Source organism: Pseudoalteromonas sp. OFAV1, assembly GCF_021532595.1.
Lineage (GTDB): Bacteria > Pseudomonadota > Gammaproteobacteria > Enterobacterales > Alteromonadaceae > Pseudoalteromonas > Pseudoalteromonas lipolytica_C.
Genome location: NZ_JAKGBG010000017.1, coordinates 73406 through 88113, shown reverse-complemented (window position 1 = coordinate 88113; position 14708 = coordinate 73406). Strand labels below are relative to the sequence as shown.

Sequence of the window (14708 nt, the reverse complement as noted above, 5' to 3'; positions counted from 1 at the left end):
AGGCCTAGTACTGATGCAGGTTTTTTTAATAGTTGTTTAGCAAAGATGTTAGCACCATACGCTGCAACTTGGGCTGCATCATCAAGAATTACTATTTGCATATCGATTAGCTCTAATTATTTAAATTGAAAAAAATGGCTCTAAAACCCAACCCCACGTGCAATCGAGTTGGGTTTTAGACTAACCACTGCCAGGATACATTACAGTAGTTAAAACCATTATGACAACGCTGTCATTATCACTTTTAGTCTTATCTTTGTAAAGTAAAAGTGAATAAAAAATTACTCTTTTTGTTAGTGTTTAATAATTATCAAACACTAACAAAAATCTTACGGCGATACATCCAATGCAATACCAGCATTTGTACTGCTAATAACGCAATCACCGCCATCAGAGGTTGCCATGCCTCTGGCACAGCTCGAACCACCCCACCAAATACGCTTTGGCTTACATAACCCCAATTCACTAGACTTGACGCTAAATAAATAATAATTGAGTTTGCACCTATGATCACAAAAGGATACGCAGCGCGTTGCCCTGGCAGAATATCCACCAGTGCATAAAATACGGCGAGCAATATGGCACTCCAGCCAACGGTTACAAGCACAAATGAGCTGGTCCAAAGTTCTTTATTGACTGGGAACTGTAAATCCCATAACCAACCTAAACATACACTTACCGCCCCTGCGGCGAACAGTAATGCGGTCATTTTCCACTCGCCAATTTGCTGAGCACGAGCAACTAATTGCCCTGCAAACACGCCCATTAATGCATTAACTATTGCTGGGATATTCGACAACACACCTTCTGGGTCTACCACACGGTTTTGATAACTAATCCCCGGCAGTAAGTGCGCATCAAACCATGCATTCCAACTACCTGCAGCCGAAAGGTCGCCAGCACTGCCACCCGGCACTGGCACAAAACTAAGTAGTAGCCAATAAGCCACTAAAATAGCGCCTGCAGTAATAATTTGTGTTCGTAAACTGGTATGCCAAACCAACATTGCACAGAAAAACCACGCAATAGCGATGCGGCCAAGCACACTGGCATAACGAATTTCATCCAACGCCATTGGCATCCCTGTGCCCCAGCCGTGGTTATACAAAATGCCTAATAAACACAATAGTAAAAGACGTTTACCCGCCTTGCGGTAATACACTTTGCGCTCATCAAACGGTAAATGGTCAATGCGTTTGGGGGCTAGCCCCATCGCCACACCCGATAAAAATATAAATAATGGGAAAATCAGATCGTAAAATGTGAAGCCATGCCAAACGCTGTGCACGGTGTGTGCTTCAAAAACTTTCCAGCCAGTCCAGCCAGTTAAAACGAATAGCGCTGCAAATAGTGACTGTCCACCTAATATCCAAAACATATCCATGCCGCGCAATGCATCGAGCGATGCCAATCGTTTTCTTGTTGGTTGTGTTGTTGTCATTGTTTACCTTTAATACAAAAAGCCCCGCGATACTTCGGCGGGGATTTTTCCAGGGAAGTTCTTACAAAGCTTTACCAGCTATATATGTCGCTTTTACATATTGATTATCATCTAGCACAACAAAATCAGCATCAAAACCGCTCAGCAAGCGACCTTTTTTATGTAAACCTAAATATTGTGCAGGATAAAGTGATGCCATTCGTAAGCTCTCAGCTAGGCTAACATCCAATGTGTTCACTGTGTTACGCACCGCACTTGCCATATCAAGTACGCTACCTGCTAATTCACCAGTAGTTGAATTTAATCGATCGCCAGTACGAATAACTTTACGACCATCAAAGAAATCAAACTCCATATCGTCAGTACCCACAGGTGGCATTGCATCTGTGACTAACATAATTTTTCCGCGTTGTTTGCTGCGAATTGCTAATTTTGCTGATGAAGGGTGCACATGATGACCATCAACAATTAAGCCGCACCAGCTGTTATCATCCCAAAGTGCAGCACCAACAACACCCGGCTCTCGTGATGTAAACGCTGACATCGCATTAAATAAATGGGTGAATCCATCAGCTCCTGCTGCAAGTGCAGCATTGGTAGTCGCAAAATCCGCATTAGTGTGGCCAATAGATACCTTTACGCCACACTCAACTAGGCGCTCAATATCATCAGCACTAACATTCTCAGGCGCTAAGGTAACCATTTTAATGCCTAGATCTTGGCGTGCATAAATCGCAAATTCTTGCTCTGTGATTGGGCGAATAAACTGCTCGCTATGGGTGCCTTTTTTCCCTAGTGAAAGGTGCGGTCCTTCGAAGTGTACGCCCATAACGCCCGGGGTCCCTTCAGCAATCGCTTGTGCAGTGGCATCCGCGGCTTTTGCCATGACTTCGACTTTGTCGGTAATCAGCGTTGGCATAATCGCTGTTGAACCAAACTGACCATGTGCTTTGGCTATTTTATCTAAACAATCTGGTGTTTGTTCAGCGTTAAAAAACGCCCCACCACCGCCATTCACTTGTACATCAATAAAACCTGGCGCGACTAAACCCGTTAATGCAACGGCATCAGCATGTGCTTCGACACGCTTAAACACGCCATTGTCGACGCTAAAATATACGTCAGATAAAAATTCGTCACCGGTAAACAATTTACTTGCATGATAAATCGTCATTACAAACTTACCTCTTGGTTTTGTTCAAGCACAGATTGCTGAGCAAAATACACAGCGCCCATTTCGGGTGGTTGAATCGGCGCTTCAACTCGTTTCGCTATATCTTCATCAAGCCAACAGTTTAATGGTTCAGCTAAACCACCGATCATAGATAAACGTGGAGGGTTATTTTCAAGTAATCGGTGTGCTAATTTACTGACGTAATTAGCTCCTTCCTTAACAATTTCAATCGCTACTTGGTCGTTATTTTTTGCTGCTTCAAATACATAACGTGCTAATTTGGCAAAACTACTCGAAGGCTGCCCTGACATTTGCTCGACAATCCCCATGGCATTATCCACCGAGAAATGCTGACAAATCACATCTGTTAACTCTGTTTTTTCACCCAAACCATCTAAATCAAGTAATGCGTTTTTTATAGCTTCAAGCCCCATCCATGCACCACTGCCCTTATCACCAAGAGCAAAACCATGACCACCATAGTTTGTGGTATGACCCGCAACACAAGAGAATCCACATGAGCCAGTTCCGGTTATAATTACCGCACCATCGCTGCCTTCGTGTGCACCAATGCAAGCAGTATGTAAATCGGTGGTGAGAAACATTTGTTTAAATGGATGGTCCCATTCCATAATCTTGTCGTACAAGCTAGGTAGGTTTACACCAGCCAGACCCAAACCAGCATACAGTTGATGAACTGTCTCAAGTGGTAATCCAGCATCTCGAAGAGCTAACTGTGTTGAGACCATTATTGATTCAAGCGTGCGTTCTAAACCATGTAATGGGTTCGCGGGGCCACCAAGGCCGGTTCCTAATACACCTTGCTTAACAGAGTAGATAGTAGCTCGGCATTTTGTTCCGCCACCATCAATACCAATAAACAATTGGTCCTCACTCACACTCTTCGCCATCATTTAACGACCCCTAGCCTTCGTTTAGTTTTTATTTAAATCGCATTATTTTTATTCTAAGAATGCGAAATGATCTCAACCTTTGTTGATTTAATGTTACACAACAAATGACAGCGTTGTCATTACTTTTTTTTATAAAAATGCACATTAGTTTAAAATTTACATACAACACTTTGAAACTAAAGAGCATTATTCGTGAGTAATAAATAAAAAATCGTCCAGTAATCACTTCTCAACTTATTCTCGCTATTTTTTTGAGTGCAAATTAGCGACAAAGCTCCATGTTACTGTGCTTTTATATACTCAGTATTGTATCTAATATTAGCTTAGCGCAAATAATACTTTAGTTAAACATTTTATTTAAAATGGAATATTTTTTTCTATCTTGATAACAACAGTGAATCATCAATACAGTGAAACTCAGCAGCGGCTTGCTTTAAAATATCGGCAGTGAGGTGCTCTGCTCCATAGACATCACACGGTAGCTGATAATTATTCGCTAAGTGACCAAGCAATAACGCAAAATCACCATCACCCGAAAGTAATACCATTCTATCAAGCTGCTTGGCATGCTCTAGCATATCAATGGTAATGCCAACATCCCAGTCCCCTTTTGCACTACCATCTCTGCGCTGAATAAAAGGTTTCAGTTTTACCTCAAAACCAATTGCGCGCAGGATATTTTGAAACTGCGATTGCTTTTCGTCACCTCGGTATATTGCATACGCAATAGCACAATCAATTTGGTAGCGTTCGCTCATCTGTGCCCAAAAGGCATTGTAATCAAAGTTTTTCTTGTAGCTTTCTTTACAGGTGTAATAAATGTTTTGTACATCTACAAAGATACCGACTCTTGGCTTATCAACTGCTGACATAATTATTCTGTTTTTAGTGATTTGTGTTCACTGTAGCATATCTAGGTTGATATTTACGAAAAAGTAACCTAAATTGGTTACATAAAACAAAGTAACCAAATTTGGTTACTTATCGCGATGTAACTAAATTAAGTTACTTAATCTAAGGGATCATAATGATTGCGGTGATCAGTGGTGATTTAATTAAATCACAAAAAATTCCACAACAAGAATACGATGCCATGCTGTATCAGCTTGATCAAAGCTTACGCTTTGTTGCCAAGCGTTTTAATGCAAGCTTCACCATTTACCGAGGTGATGCATTGCAAGTACAGCTATCAGAGCCTGAGCTGGTGTGTCATGCTGCCATCTTGTTGTATTTGCAGATGAAAGCAGCCAATTACGAACTACGACAAAGTTTGGCTATTGGCTCACTCGACAACCCCCGCGCCGATATAAAAACAGCCACAGGCAGTGCTTATACCTTATCAGGTCGCGGCTTAGATAACATCGGCCAGCAACGTTTGGTGATAAATATTGAAAATAACACCCTTGAAGAAGCCTTTGCGCTCAATATTGCTTTTGTCGAAGTCCTGCTTGAAAAAATGAGTCAAAAGCAGGCCAATGCGCTGTTTTATTATTTAACCGCCGAGAACAACAGCCATGCAGAGCTTGCCAAAGAGCTTAATACCAGCCGAGAGAATGTCACTAAGTTACTCAACCTAGCCCATTATCAACTTATCGAGCGCTTTATAAATTACAGCCAAACCACACTCAAAGGATTGTTATGACCAGTTTTGCTCTATTACTCACCGCGTTAGTACTAGGTCACTTACTTGCTGACTTTTATTGGCAACCAATGAGCTGGGTGCATGATAGAAACAACCGTCACTTTCGTGCCAGCAAACTCTACTTGCACGTATTAACACATGGCGTGACCTCTTTAGCTGTGCTAACACTGTGGGAATACACCTACGGCTGGCAAGAGTTCTCTCGGGTATTGTTAGCAACTGTGGCGATTATGCTGAGCCACTATGTCATTGACTTGGCAAAATCGTACTCAAATAAAGGCGTGGTGCCCTTTATACTCGACCAACTAGCCCACCTTGCTGTGATTGTAATGCTAACGGTTTGGCTTACCGATAAAAATGAATTTTATAGCTTAACATGGCAAAAGCTGATTGCCCTCGATACCTTGTTTGTTATTGCAGCTTATTTATTGGTGCTTAACCCAAGCTCTGTGTTTATTCGCATGATGCTAGAAAAAATCAATATTCAGATAAACAATGAAGGCAGTATTCCTGCTGCGGGGCATTTTATTGGCTTGCTCGAGCGAGTGTTGATGTTGAGCTTTATCTTGCTAGGTGAATACGGCGGCGTGGGCTTTCTGCTAGCGGCCAAGTCTATCTTCAGATTTGGTGATTTAAAAGAAAGTAGCGAAAAACAACTCACCGAATATGTCATGCTGGGCACTTTATTAAGTGTCACCGTGACACTCTTCATTGGTGTCGCCACCTTGTATTGCATTAAACTCCTTTAATCGCTTAGAAAAACAAAAACGCGCAATTGCGCGTTTTTTATATTTTTACTGTTATTAACTATCCCCAGCGGGTTTACGTCTTGGGCGAGATGGCCCAGACACACGCTGACGATTACCCGTAGGTTTATTACCTGCTGGTTTATTGTTATTCGATTTATTCCCGTTGTTAGCGCCTTTTTGGTTTTGGCCCTGCTCTTTACCCTTACCCTGCCACTTACCTTGTGAAGGTCGCTTTTGCGATTTAGGTTTTGGCTTTTGTGCAGGTTTTGCTGCACCTTGACCATCTTGAGCTGGTGCTTTTGGCTTTTTCGGTTTCTTTGGTTTTTTCGGCTTGATTGGACGCGTATCTAGTGGCTTTTCAGCAACTGGTTTGCTTGGCTCAAAACCTGCTTCGGTTGCACGCGGAATAAGCTCACCAATAAAGCGCTCAATACCATACAAATCGTCGGCATCATCAGCTGTAACAAACGAAATAGCATGACCTGATGCACCCGCTCGGCCTGTACGGCCAATACGGTGTACGTAATCTTCATAAATATTCGGTAAATCGTAGTTAACAACGTGAGGCAGCTCAACAATATCTAGGCCACGGGCAACGATATCGGTTGCAACTAGTACGCGCACTTCACCCGATTTAAAGCCTTCGAGTGCTTTAACGCGAGCGCCTTGCGATTTATTGCCGTGAATGGCAGCGCCGACAATATCATCGCGTTCAAGCTGCTTAACTAAGCGGTTCGCACCATGTTTGGTACGGCAAAATACTAATACTTGCTGCCAATCATTGCTACGGATCAAATGACTAAGTAGTGCTGTTTTGCGTGTTTTATCGACCGCATAAACAGACTGCGAAACCGTTTTAGCTGTGGTGTTTTTTGCTGCGACTGAAATTTCAACTGGGTCGTTAATTAGCCCTTTTGCAAGTTCACGAATTTCATCAGAGAAAGTCGCTGAAAACATCAGGTTTTGACGTTTAGCAGGCAATTTAGCAATGATACGTTTGATGTCATGAATAAAGCCCATATCGAGCATACGGTCGGCTTCATCAAGGATCAGCACTTCTAAATCATCAAACTTAACAGCATTTTGATTATGTAGGTCTAACAAGCGACCTGGTGTTGCCACTAAAATATCAACACCTTTGCGAAGGCGCAGCATTTGTGGATTAATTTTAACGCCACCATAAACAACAAATGAGCTGACATTTGAATGTTTTGCATATTGCTCAACATTTTCACTTACTTGTAAAGCAAGCTCACGGGTTGGTGCCAGTACCAATGCTCGTACTTTATTACCACCCGCTTTAGGGCCTTTTGACAAGCGCTCAATTAACGGCAGCGTAAAACCCGCTGTTTTACCTGTACCCGTTTGTGCGGCAGCCATAACATCGCGGCCTTCAATGATCGCAGGGATAGCTTGTGATTGAATAGGCGTTGGTGCTTCATAGCCCTTTTCTAAAACTGCATTTACTAAAGCTGGTGATAAACCTAACCCATCAAAACTCATACTATCTCTCTTTAAAAAATTCAGCCGATACGGCGAAGTGCGCGCATTATACCTAGGATAGTCAATAATGCATGGAATTATTTACAAACTCATATTTTATAATGAGCTTGGTCGATTAATTTAAGGCATAAAAAAAGCGGCTCAAATGCCGCTTTGTCTCATATACCCAAACCAGCTCAGGGTGGTTTGGGTATAGCTAATCTTTACTTAACACCAAGCTCGCGTAAACGCTCTTGTAGGTAGCTGTCTGCGGTGTAGCGCTCAGATAGCACAACATCAGGACGCGGGTGTAAGAATAATGGTAACGAAATACGTGATTTCGTTGACGCTTTACCCGTTGGGTTGATCACGCGGTGAATCGTTGATGGGAAGTAACCACCTGACGCTTCTTGAAGCATGTCGCCAATATTGATGATCAGGTTACCAAAATCACATGGTACGTCTAACCAACCGCCATCCGTTGTTTGTACTTGTAAACCAGGCTCATTCGCCGCAGGTAATACAGTTAATAGGTTGATGTCACCATGCGCTGCCGCACGGATTGCACCTGGCTCTTCATCACCAGTCATTGGTGGGTAATGAAGAATACGCAGGAGTGTTTGCTCTGAGTTAGCAATCATATCTTTAAGATCGATAGAGAACTTAGCGCGCACCTCTTCTGGTGCTTCAGCTTGAACCCAGCTTAATAATGTAGCTGCAAACTCATTAGCTAAACGGTAGTACTCACGAATTTCTTCTTCTAGCTGTGCTGGAACACGGCCTTTTGGATAAACGTGGTAGTACTCTTTAATATCTTTAACGGTAAAGCCTTTTGCAACTTCTGACACTGATGGTGGGAAATAACCATCTTGTGTCTCTTTTGAAAATAAAAACTCGTGCTTTTGCTCAGAATTAAAGAATTCTTGCCAATTTTTGTAAATAGACTCAACTAATGACTGAGGGATAGGGTGATTTTTTAATACACCGAAACCTGTGTTTCTTAGTGACTCAACAAATTGAGCGGCCGCATCGCTCGCTTTATAATCAACGGTAGGTAAATGTTGCATTGTCTTTTCCAGTGAATAAGGTTCTAGAAGTCTGTGCTAAGCATAGCATTTCTTCATTATAGCGCTTCGCGAGGATAGAGAAACACAGGCAAAAACATAAGGACTTATGTCCGCCCCCACCTTGCTTAACTCCTTAAGTTTGATACAGATCAACCAAGCCTTTAAGTAGTATAATATGTACTATCATCTAAACTTAGGTATGACCAACTAGACACGTTTCAACGCAAAAGGATCGCTAATGTTCAAAAGGCTGCAAATTTTACTTTTCAGTGCGCTCATACTCATTACCAATCAGGTTATCTCAGCAGAGCAAGCAAACTATAAAGTCGAAAATATTAAAGACAACGTATACCGCTTTAGTGCTGGCCATTACCACAGCGCTTTTATGATTGTTGATAACCTTGCCTTAGTGACTGATCCTATCAATAGCGACGCCGCAAAATACCTAAAAAACTATATCAAGAAAACCTTTAACGCCGATATCAAGTACATGCTGTACAGCCACAGCCATGTTGACCATGCAATGGGCGGTAATGAGCTAATCGATACCAACACCACGGTCGTTGCTCATCAATTTGCAGCTGAGGACCTTAAATTAAACAAAGTGCCTACGGCTCTGCCTAATCTTACTTTTACCGATACACTCAAAGTCGATTTAGGTGATAGCTACGTGCTGCTTAATTACTATGGGCCCAATAATGGCCGAGGTAATGTCAGTATGCGTTTTATGCCTGCCAATGTACTTTATGTTGTTGATTGGATTGTGCTTGGCCGCATGCCATATAAAAACCTGATTGGCTACGATATCAATGGCATGCTGCATTCAACCAACGCGGTGTTAAATGAGCCTGCATTTGCTGCATTTATAGGTGGCCATGCAGATACTGGCAACCGCGATGATGTTGTCTCGTACTTACACTATATTCAAGACTTACACACAGCTGTGCGCGATGGCATGTTAAAAGGTAAAAATCTTGCGACCTTACAAAAAGAAATAAACTTACCTAAATACAGCCATTTAAAAATGTACCAGCAATGGCTACCACTGAATATTGAGGGTGTGTATAACAACCTTGTCGAGATGGGCTATTTTAATTTTCGCAGCGATATTGATGCTCAGTTTTAGCTGAGCATCAAAAGCGAGATAAAAACGCGCTAAGTTCTTTACTCATTCGTGCTACAAGCGCTTTCGGCCCACCATCATACATATCGTTATGACGCAAATCTTTAAGCTTAACTTGTGTTACAGGGTATACAGAGAGCTCTTGCGGCGTTAGCAATACGTTGTCATCTGCTGGGTAATCGCTACCACGCAGTGTAAGTACAGCAATATTTTTGTTTCGCGGGATCAGCATACGACGATGATCAAGGGTGATCAACTTAGAAACCTTAGCGGGATAAATAGCGGCATATAATGCTGCAATATCACCCCCATTTGAGTGACCAAATAAAGTGAGCTTATTAAAGTCATACGCAGGATAACGCTTTGCAAGCTCTGTAGCTAAAAACTCAAGGGTTTGTACACCACGGTGCCAGTTTTCCATGCGTGTGGTCATGTAGGGTGGCTCGGGGTTTAAACTCGGGTCGCCTTTTAACTCATGAGCAACTTCAACCGTTAAATAACCATGCTGATGAAAGACCTGCTGGGCAAATTGATAGTCTGTATGTGCCATACCATAGCCTGCTCCAATAAATGCCACGGGGCACTTTTTCTTTACCGTGCATTCGCTATCGGCTGCTGTAATGATCACCGGAATATGGCGGGCTCGCTTAGTATCAAACAGTGTCTCTGTTTGGTTTGCAAAGGCTGTTTGCCCGCTAAGAGTTAAAGCGAGCAATAGCGCCGCCTTTTTAATATTTAACATTCTATGACTTCGCTAATTTGAATTCTAAGCTACGTTTAACCATAGGCCACTCACCATCAATAATTGAAAACACCACGGTGTCGCGTACGCATCCATCGGCCATTATTTGGTGATTACGAAGCACCCCATCTTGCTTCGCCCCTAAGCGAGCAATGGCATTGCGCGAAGCCTGATTATGCCAATGGGTACGAAACTCAACAGCAATCACATTAAGTGTTTCAAATGCATAACTCAGTAGCAGTTTTTTACATTCAGTATTAACCCCAGTACGCTGAAAACGCTTGGCATACCAGGTATAGCCAATTTCTAAACGGCGGTTTTTACTGTCGATATTACAAAAGCGAGTTGAGCCTATCACCTCATCGGTGTGTTTATCGATAACAGCAAATGGTAATGCGCGACCAAGTGACTGTTGTTCAAACGCCATGCTTAAATAATCGTCAACACGTTCTTCATTGGGCACCGAGGTAAACCACAATTCCCAAAGCTTTCCATCCGAAGCTGCGCTTACCAAAGCATCGCGATGCTCAAGCGTTAACGGCACTAATTTTACAAATTGACCTTCCAAGGTGATGGGACTTAAATTCATAACTTTTCTTAACCCAAATTAGCAAAAATATTTAATCCACCAGCTCTATATCGAGCCCTGCTAATAAATCCAGAGCTGCATAACGCTCAAATTTGGCCTTACTGATATTGTTAGCTGTTATATCAATGGCGAAGTGGCTGGCACCAATAAAATTAGCTTTACTGAGGTTGGTTTGTTGAAACAAGCTGTCACGAAAATCCGTATCAGTAAAATCAGCAGATGATAAATCCGCATGTCTAAAATCAACATCTTTGGCAAAACAGCTGCGCATTTTTAAAGCCTTTAAACTAAGCTCAAAAAAGCTGCTGTGGCTAAGTTCACAGCCAACAAAACTCACTGGGGCACGGCTGGCGAGTAGCGGCCAATCAACATCAGTAAAGCGTACACTGGTTAATTTACACTCTTTAAAGCTCACTTCTTCAAGTGAGGTGTATCTAAGACCAAGCGCAGCTAAATTACAGTTTTTAAACTCACATTCTATAAACCGGCAGTTTTCAAACTGGCTATTGCTAAAGTCACAGTCGATAAATTCACATTGCTCAAATTCACAATGTGAAAATGTTTGCCCTGCTAGGTTTACTTCAAAGGTGTGTTCAAAATAAAGCGAATGGCTTACGATCACGCTGTGGTCTCAATATCTTTTTTAAGCGCAAGTACAGCAATAAAAATAAGACCGAACAATGGAATTAGCCCTAGTAAGCCACCAATAATTGCCACCACAATTGGTGTTGAGGTTTTACGCTTACCTAAGTAATAGCTGATCGCGGCAAAAACAGGGATCAAAATAAAAATTATTTGCCCGATTAAAGTTGCACTGATATTCACACTCTTTCCTTGAAGAACATACTAAGTATTTATCTAAACACAAAAAAACCCTAAGGCATACACCTTAGGGTTTTCGTAAATCAGGTTTTTACCAATTATTCAGCGTCTTTCGCTACAACATCAATTGCAAGCTCAGTTAATGCATCTGCATTTGCTTTGCTTGGTGCATCTGTTAATAAACATGATGCTTGAGTTGTTTTAGGGAAAGCAATAACGTCACGAATGTTATCAGTACCGCATAACAACATAACTAAGCGGTCAAGACCAAACGCAAGACCTGCATGCGGTGGCGTACCGTATTTAAGTGCATCAAGTAAGAAACCAAACTTGTCTTGTTGCTCTTGCGCATTGATGCCTAAGATTCTGAATGCTGTTTCTTGCATTTCTGCATTGTGAATACGTACCGAACCACCACCAACTTCGTAGCCGTTTAATACCATGTCGTATGCATCTGATAATGCACCAGCTGGGTTTGCTTCAAGCTCTTCAGGAGAAATACCTTTTGGTGCAGTGAATGGGTGGTGAACCGCATGCAATGTACCTTCGTCATCTTCTTCGAACATTGGGAAGTCAACAACCCATAAAGGTTTCCAGCTATCAAGATTAGTAATGCCTAAATCAACACCAATCTTAAGACGTAACGCACCCATCGCTTCGTTTACAATGTTGCGCTTGTCAGCACCGAATAAAATGATATCGCCAGATTGTGCGTTAGTACGCTCAAGTAATTGGTTGATCACTTCTTCGTTTAAGAACTTAGCGATTGGTGATTGCACACCTTCAACGCCCGCAGCACGGTCGTTCACTTTCATCCATGCTAGGCCTTTCGCGCCATAGATACCGATGAATTTAGTGTAATCGTCGATTTGTTTACGAGAAAGCTCAGCACCGCCTGGTACAGTTAATACCGCAACACGGCCTTTTTCGTCATTAGCAGGACCAGAGAATACTTTAAACTCAACGTCTTTTACTAAATCAGCAACGTCAACAAGCTGCATTGGGTTACGTAGGTCTGGTTTATCAGAACCATATAAACGCATTGCTTCGCTGTAAGGCATAACTGGGAAGTCGCCTAAGTCAACGTCTAGTAATGATTGCCACATTTCGCGGATCATTTTCTCAGTCATTGCACGCACTTGATCAGAGCTCATGAATGATGTCTCTAAATCGATTTGTGTGAATTCTGGCTGACGGTCAGCACGTAAGTCTTCGTCACGGAAACATTTAACAATTTGATAGTAACGGTCAAAACCCGACATCATTAATAATTGTTTAAATAACTGTGGTGACTGAGGTAAAGCGTAGAAGCTACCTTTGTGAACACGGCTAGGTACTAAGTAGTCACGCGCACCTTCTGGTGTTGCTTTTGTTAGTACCGGTGTTTCGATATCTAAGAAACCGTTGTCATCTAAGAAACGACGCACAAAGCTGCTCGCTTTTGCACGAAGTTTGATACGGTCGCTCATTTCAAGACGACGTAAATCTAGGTAACGGTATTTTAAGCGGCGCTCTTCAGAGTTTTGCTGATTAAAATCAAGTGGTAATGGCTCTGAACGGTTGATGATAGTTAAGCTTGTGCCTAAAATTTCAACTTCACCTGTTGCCATGTCTTTGTTTACTTGGCTATCAGGGCGTGCGCGAACAACACCTTTTAACTGCACGCAAAACTCTTGACGTAGTTTATTCGCAGTATCCATTAATCCTTCTACTTCAGGATCAAAAACAACTTGTACTAAACCTTCTCTGTCACGTAAATCGACGAAGATAAGGCCACCAAGGTCACGGCGTTTGTTGATCCAACCACATAGTTCAACTTCTTGATCTACGTGAGATTTATTTAGCTGTCCGCAATATATAGAGCGCATAGTATTCCTGTCAGTTAAAGACTTATAGCCGCCTGCTCTTAAGAGTTCGCTATTTTGAGAGCAAAAGCCACTATACAAAGTAATCATTTAAGGCAGAGCATTATACCCAAACCATCTCAAAATGCGAGTGCCAGCAGTGCCTGTCGGGGGGCTAAATATATGCCCCGGCTTCTGAGCAAACATTTCTTTTGTTACACTAGACATAATTTAAATTTATTGGTTGATTTAATGCTGTACTTAGGTTGTCCGCAGTGGTCTAGCACCGCATGGAAAGGAAATTTGCTCTCTAGTCACTGTAAAAGCGCCGACATGCTCAGTGAGTATGCGCAATGCTTTAACTCAGTCGAGGGCAACACCAGTTTTTATGCAGACCCAAGTCATGAGTCATTAGTGCGCTGGCATGATGCGGTCCCCGAAGACTTTAAATTTACTTTTAAGTTTCACCGGCGTTTTAGTCACGAATTACAACTGACGAATATAACTAGTGAGCTTAATGCGTGGCTAAACTTATTTGAGCCCATTTTTGCTAAAACGGGGCAAATCATGTTGCAGCTACCCCGTGCCTTTGGCCCTGATGCCCTACCCCTTCTTGCTAATTTTATTGCACAACTACCTAAACAACTTAGTTACGGTGTAGAAGTACGTCACCCCGGCTTCTTTAATAAAGATGATGCTGAAATTCGTTTAAATCAGCTATTAATTGAAAATAATATAGATCGCATCAGCATGGATACCCGCGCTTTATTTGCGGTACCCGCCGATACCGACGCACTCATCGATGCGCAAAAGAAAAAGCCTTATTTACCTGTGCATGCTATTGCAACAGGAAATAAGCCAATGCTACGGTTTGTGATTGCCAGTCTTGAACACGAATACAAGTCGTATTACCAGCCATGGCTGAAAAAAGTAAAGCAATGGCTTGATGAAGGTAAATCGCCCTATTTGTTTTTTCATACCGCAGATAATCGCCAGTCACCACTTTTAGCAAGACAGTTTTGCCAAGATTTAGGTTACAATCACCCCGTGCTTGCACCTTTTATAGGTGAACGCGAAGCAAGCCAAAGCAGTTTATTTTAGCGCCCGATTTATCAGAGA

General features: G+C 42.2%; 15 protein-coding genes and 1 pseudogene. 4 read left to right on the top strand and 12 right to left on the bottom strand.

Features of this window, described 5'->3' with window-relative positions:
• From L1267_RS11735 to L1267_RS11715, 5 genes and pseudogenes are all read right to left on the bottom strand, one after another.
• Positions 1-101: pseudogene (locus L1267_RS11735) on the bottom strand (glucosamine-6-phosphate deaminase); the annotation flags it as partial.
• A 209-nt stretch (positions 102-310) separates the two neighbouring features.
• Entirely contained in the window at positions 311-1441 is a 1131-nt protein-coding gene (nagX, locus tag L1267_RS11730) for a transmembrane glucosamine N-acetyltransferase NagX (RefSeq protein ID WP_235382928.1), read from the bottom strand.
• A 61-nt stretch (positions 1442-1502) separates the two neighbouring features.
• Positions 1503-2615 (bottom strand): N-acetylglucosamine-6-phosphate deacetylase, encoded by a 1113-nt coding sequence (nagA, locus tag L1267_RS11725; RefSeq protein WP_235382927.1) that lies wholly within the window; start codon positions 2613-2615, stop codon positions 1503-1505.
• The gene (gene nagK, locus L1267_RS11720) at positions 2615-3529 is read right to left on the bottom strand and encodes an N-acetylglucosamine kinase (protein WP_135924197.1); all 915 of its coding nucleotides are present in this window, start codon (positions 3527-3529) and stop codon (positions 2615-2617) included. The genes nagA and nagK overlap by 1 nt, the downstream gene beginning before the upstream one ends.
• Before the next feature lie 377 nt (positions 3530-3906).
• Positions 3907-4401, bottom strand: coding sequence for a LabA-like NYN domain-containing protein (locus tag L1267_RS11715; protein WP_135924196.1), 495 nt, complete (start codon positions 4399-4401; stop codon positions 3907-3909).
• 155 nt (positions 4402-4556) lie between these two features.
• On the opposite strand from L1267_RS11715, the gene L1267_RS11710 reads away from it, so the two are divergent.
• Both L1267_RS11710 and L1267_RS11705 read left to right on the top strand, forming a co-directional pair.
• Positions 4557-5171: a hypothetical protein gene (locus L1267_RS11710; RefSeq protein WP_235382926.1), complete on the top strand. Its 615-nt coding sequence runs from the start codon at positions 4557-4559 to the stop codon at positions 5169-5171.
• Positions 5168-5920: a DUF3307 domain-containing protein gene (locus L1267_RS11705; RefSeq protein WP_235382925.1), complete on the top strand. Its 753-nt coding sequence runs from the start codon at positions 5168-5170 to the stop codon at positions 5918-5920. The genes L1267_RS11710 and L1267_RS11705 overlap by 4 nt, the downstream gene beginning before the upstream one ends.
• Before the next feature lie 54 nt (positions 5921-5974).
• Here the strand turns inward: L1267_RS11705 and L1267_RS11700 are convergent, their stop codons facing one another.
• The gene (locus L1267_RS11700) at positions 5975-7423 is read right to left on the bottom strand and encodes a DEAD/DEAH box helicase (RefSeq protein WP_235382924.1); all 1449 of its coding nucleotides are present in this window, start codon (positions 7421-7423) and stop codon (positions 5975-5977) included.
• 203 nt (positions 7424-7626) lie between these two features.
• On the bottom strand, positions 7627-8469 hold the full coding sequence (locus tag L1267_RS11695) for an isopenicillin N synthase family dioxygenase (RefSeq protein ID WP_135924192.1): 843 nt from the start codon (positions 8467-8469) through the stop codon (positions 7627-7629).
• A 238-nt stretch (positions 8470-8707) separates the two neighbouring features.
• Between L1267_RS11695 and L1267_RS11690 the strand changes: the two genes are divergently transcribed.
• Entirely contained in the window at positions 8708-9595 is an 888-nt protein-coding gene (locus tag L1267_RS11690; protein WP_235382923.1) for an MBL fold metallo-hydrolase, read from the top strand.
• A gap of 7 nt (positions 9596-9602) precedes the next feature.
• On the opposite strand, the gene L1267_RS11685 is transcribed toward L1267_RS11690, so the two are convergent.
• From L1267_RS11685 to aspS, 5 genes are all read right to left on the bottom strand, one after another.
• Complete coding sequence (locus L1267_RS11685) at positions 9603-10334, bottom strand: alpha/beta hydrolase (RefSeq protein ID WP_235382922.1); 732 nt, start codon at positions 10332-10334, stop codon at positions 9603-9605.
• A 1-nt stretch (position 10335) separates the two neighbouring features.
• Positions 10336-10923, bottom strand: coding sequence for a GNAT family N-acetyltransferase (locus L1267_RS11680; RefSeq protein WP_235382921.1), 588 nt, complete (start codon positions 10921-10923; stop codon positions 10336-10338).
• Positions 10924-10954: 31 nt separating this feature from the next.
• On the bottom strand, positions 10955-11545 hold the full coding sequence (locus tag L1267_RS11675) for a pentapeptide repeat-containing protein (RefSeq protein WP_442960560.1): 591 nt from the start codon (positions 11543-11545) through the stop codon (positions 10955-10957).
• Positions 11542-11748 (bottom strand): hypothetical protein, encoded by a 207-nt coding sequence (locus L1267_RS11670; protein WP_135924189.1) that lies wholly within the window; start codon positions 11746-11748, stop codon positions 11542-11544. Before L1267_RS11670 ends, L1267_RS11675 begins: the two co-directional genes overlap by 4 nt.
• A 95-nt stretch (positions 11749-11843) precedes the next feature.
• Complete coding sequence (aspS, locus tag L1267_RS11665; protein WP_235382920.1) at positions 11844-13613, bottom strand: aspartate--tRNA ligase; 1770 nt, start codon at positions 13611-13613, stop codon at positions 11844-11846.
• Between the two features lie 228 nt (positions 13614-13841).
• Here aspS and L1267_RS11660 point away from each other — a divergent pair, with 228 nt between their 5' ends.
• Positions 13842-14690: a DUF72 domain-containing protein gene (locus tag L1267_RS11660; protein ID WP_235382919.1), complete on the top strand. Its 849-nt coding sequence runs from the start codon at positions 13842-13844 to the stop codon at positions 14688-14690.
• The last annotated feature ends 18 nt before the right edge of the window (positions 14691-14708 follow it).

Coding starts and splice junctions, on each gene's coding strand:
- nagX (WP_235382928.1), bottom strand. CDS start 1,441: ATGACAACAACACAACCAACAAGAAAACGATTGGCATCGCTCGATGCA.
- L1267_RS11680 (WP_235382921.1), bottom strand. CDS start 10,923: ATGAATTTAAGTCCCATCACCTTGGAAGGTCAATTTGTAAAATTAGTG.
- L1267_RS11715 (WP_135924196.1), bottom strand. CDS start 4,401: ATGTCAGCAGTTGATAAGCCAAGAGTCGGTATCTTTGTAGATGTACAA.
- L1267_RS11700 (WP_235382924.1), bottom strand. CDS start 7,423: ATGAGTTTTGATGGGTTAGGTTTATCACCAGCTTTAGTAAATGCAGTT.
- aspS (WP_235382920.1), bottom strand. CDS start 13,613: ATGCGCTCTATATATTGCGGACAGCTAAATAAATCTCACGTAGATCAA.
- nagK (WP_135924197.1), bottom strand. CDS start 3,529: ATGATGGCGAAGAGTGTGAGTGAGGACCAATTGTTTATTGGTATTGAT.
- L1267_RS11710 (WP_235382926.1), top strand. CDS start 4,557: ATGATTGCGGTGATCAGTGGTGATTTAATTAAATCACAAAAAATTCCA.
- L1267_RS11685 (WP_235382922.1), bottom strand. CDS start 10,334: ATGTTAAATATTAAAAAGGCGGCGCTATTGCTCGCTTTAACTCTTAGC.
- L1267_RS11660 (WP_235382919.1), top strand. CDS start 13,842: ATGCTGTACTTAGGTTGTCCGCAGTGGTCTAGCACCGCATGGAAAGGA.
- L1267_RS11695 (WP_135924192.1), bottom strand. CDS start 8,469: ATGCAACATTTACCTACCGTTGATTATAAAGCGAGCGATGCGGCCGCT.
- L1267_RS11690 (WP_235382923.1), top strand. CDS start 8,708: ATGTTCAAAAGGCTGCAAATTTTACTTTTCAGTGCGCTCATACTCATT.
- L1267_RS11705 (WP_235382925.1), top strand. CDS start 5,168: ATGACCAGTTTTGCTCTATTACTCACCGCGTTAGTACTAGGTCACTTA.
- nagA (WP_235382927.1), bottom strand. CDS start 2,615: ATGACGATTTATCATGCAAGTAAATTGTTTACCGGTGACGAATTTTTA.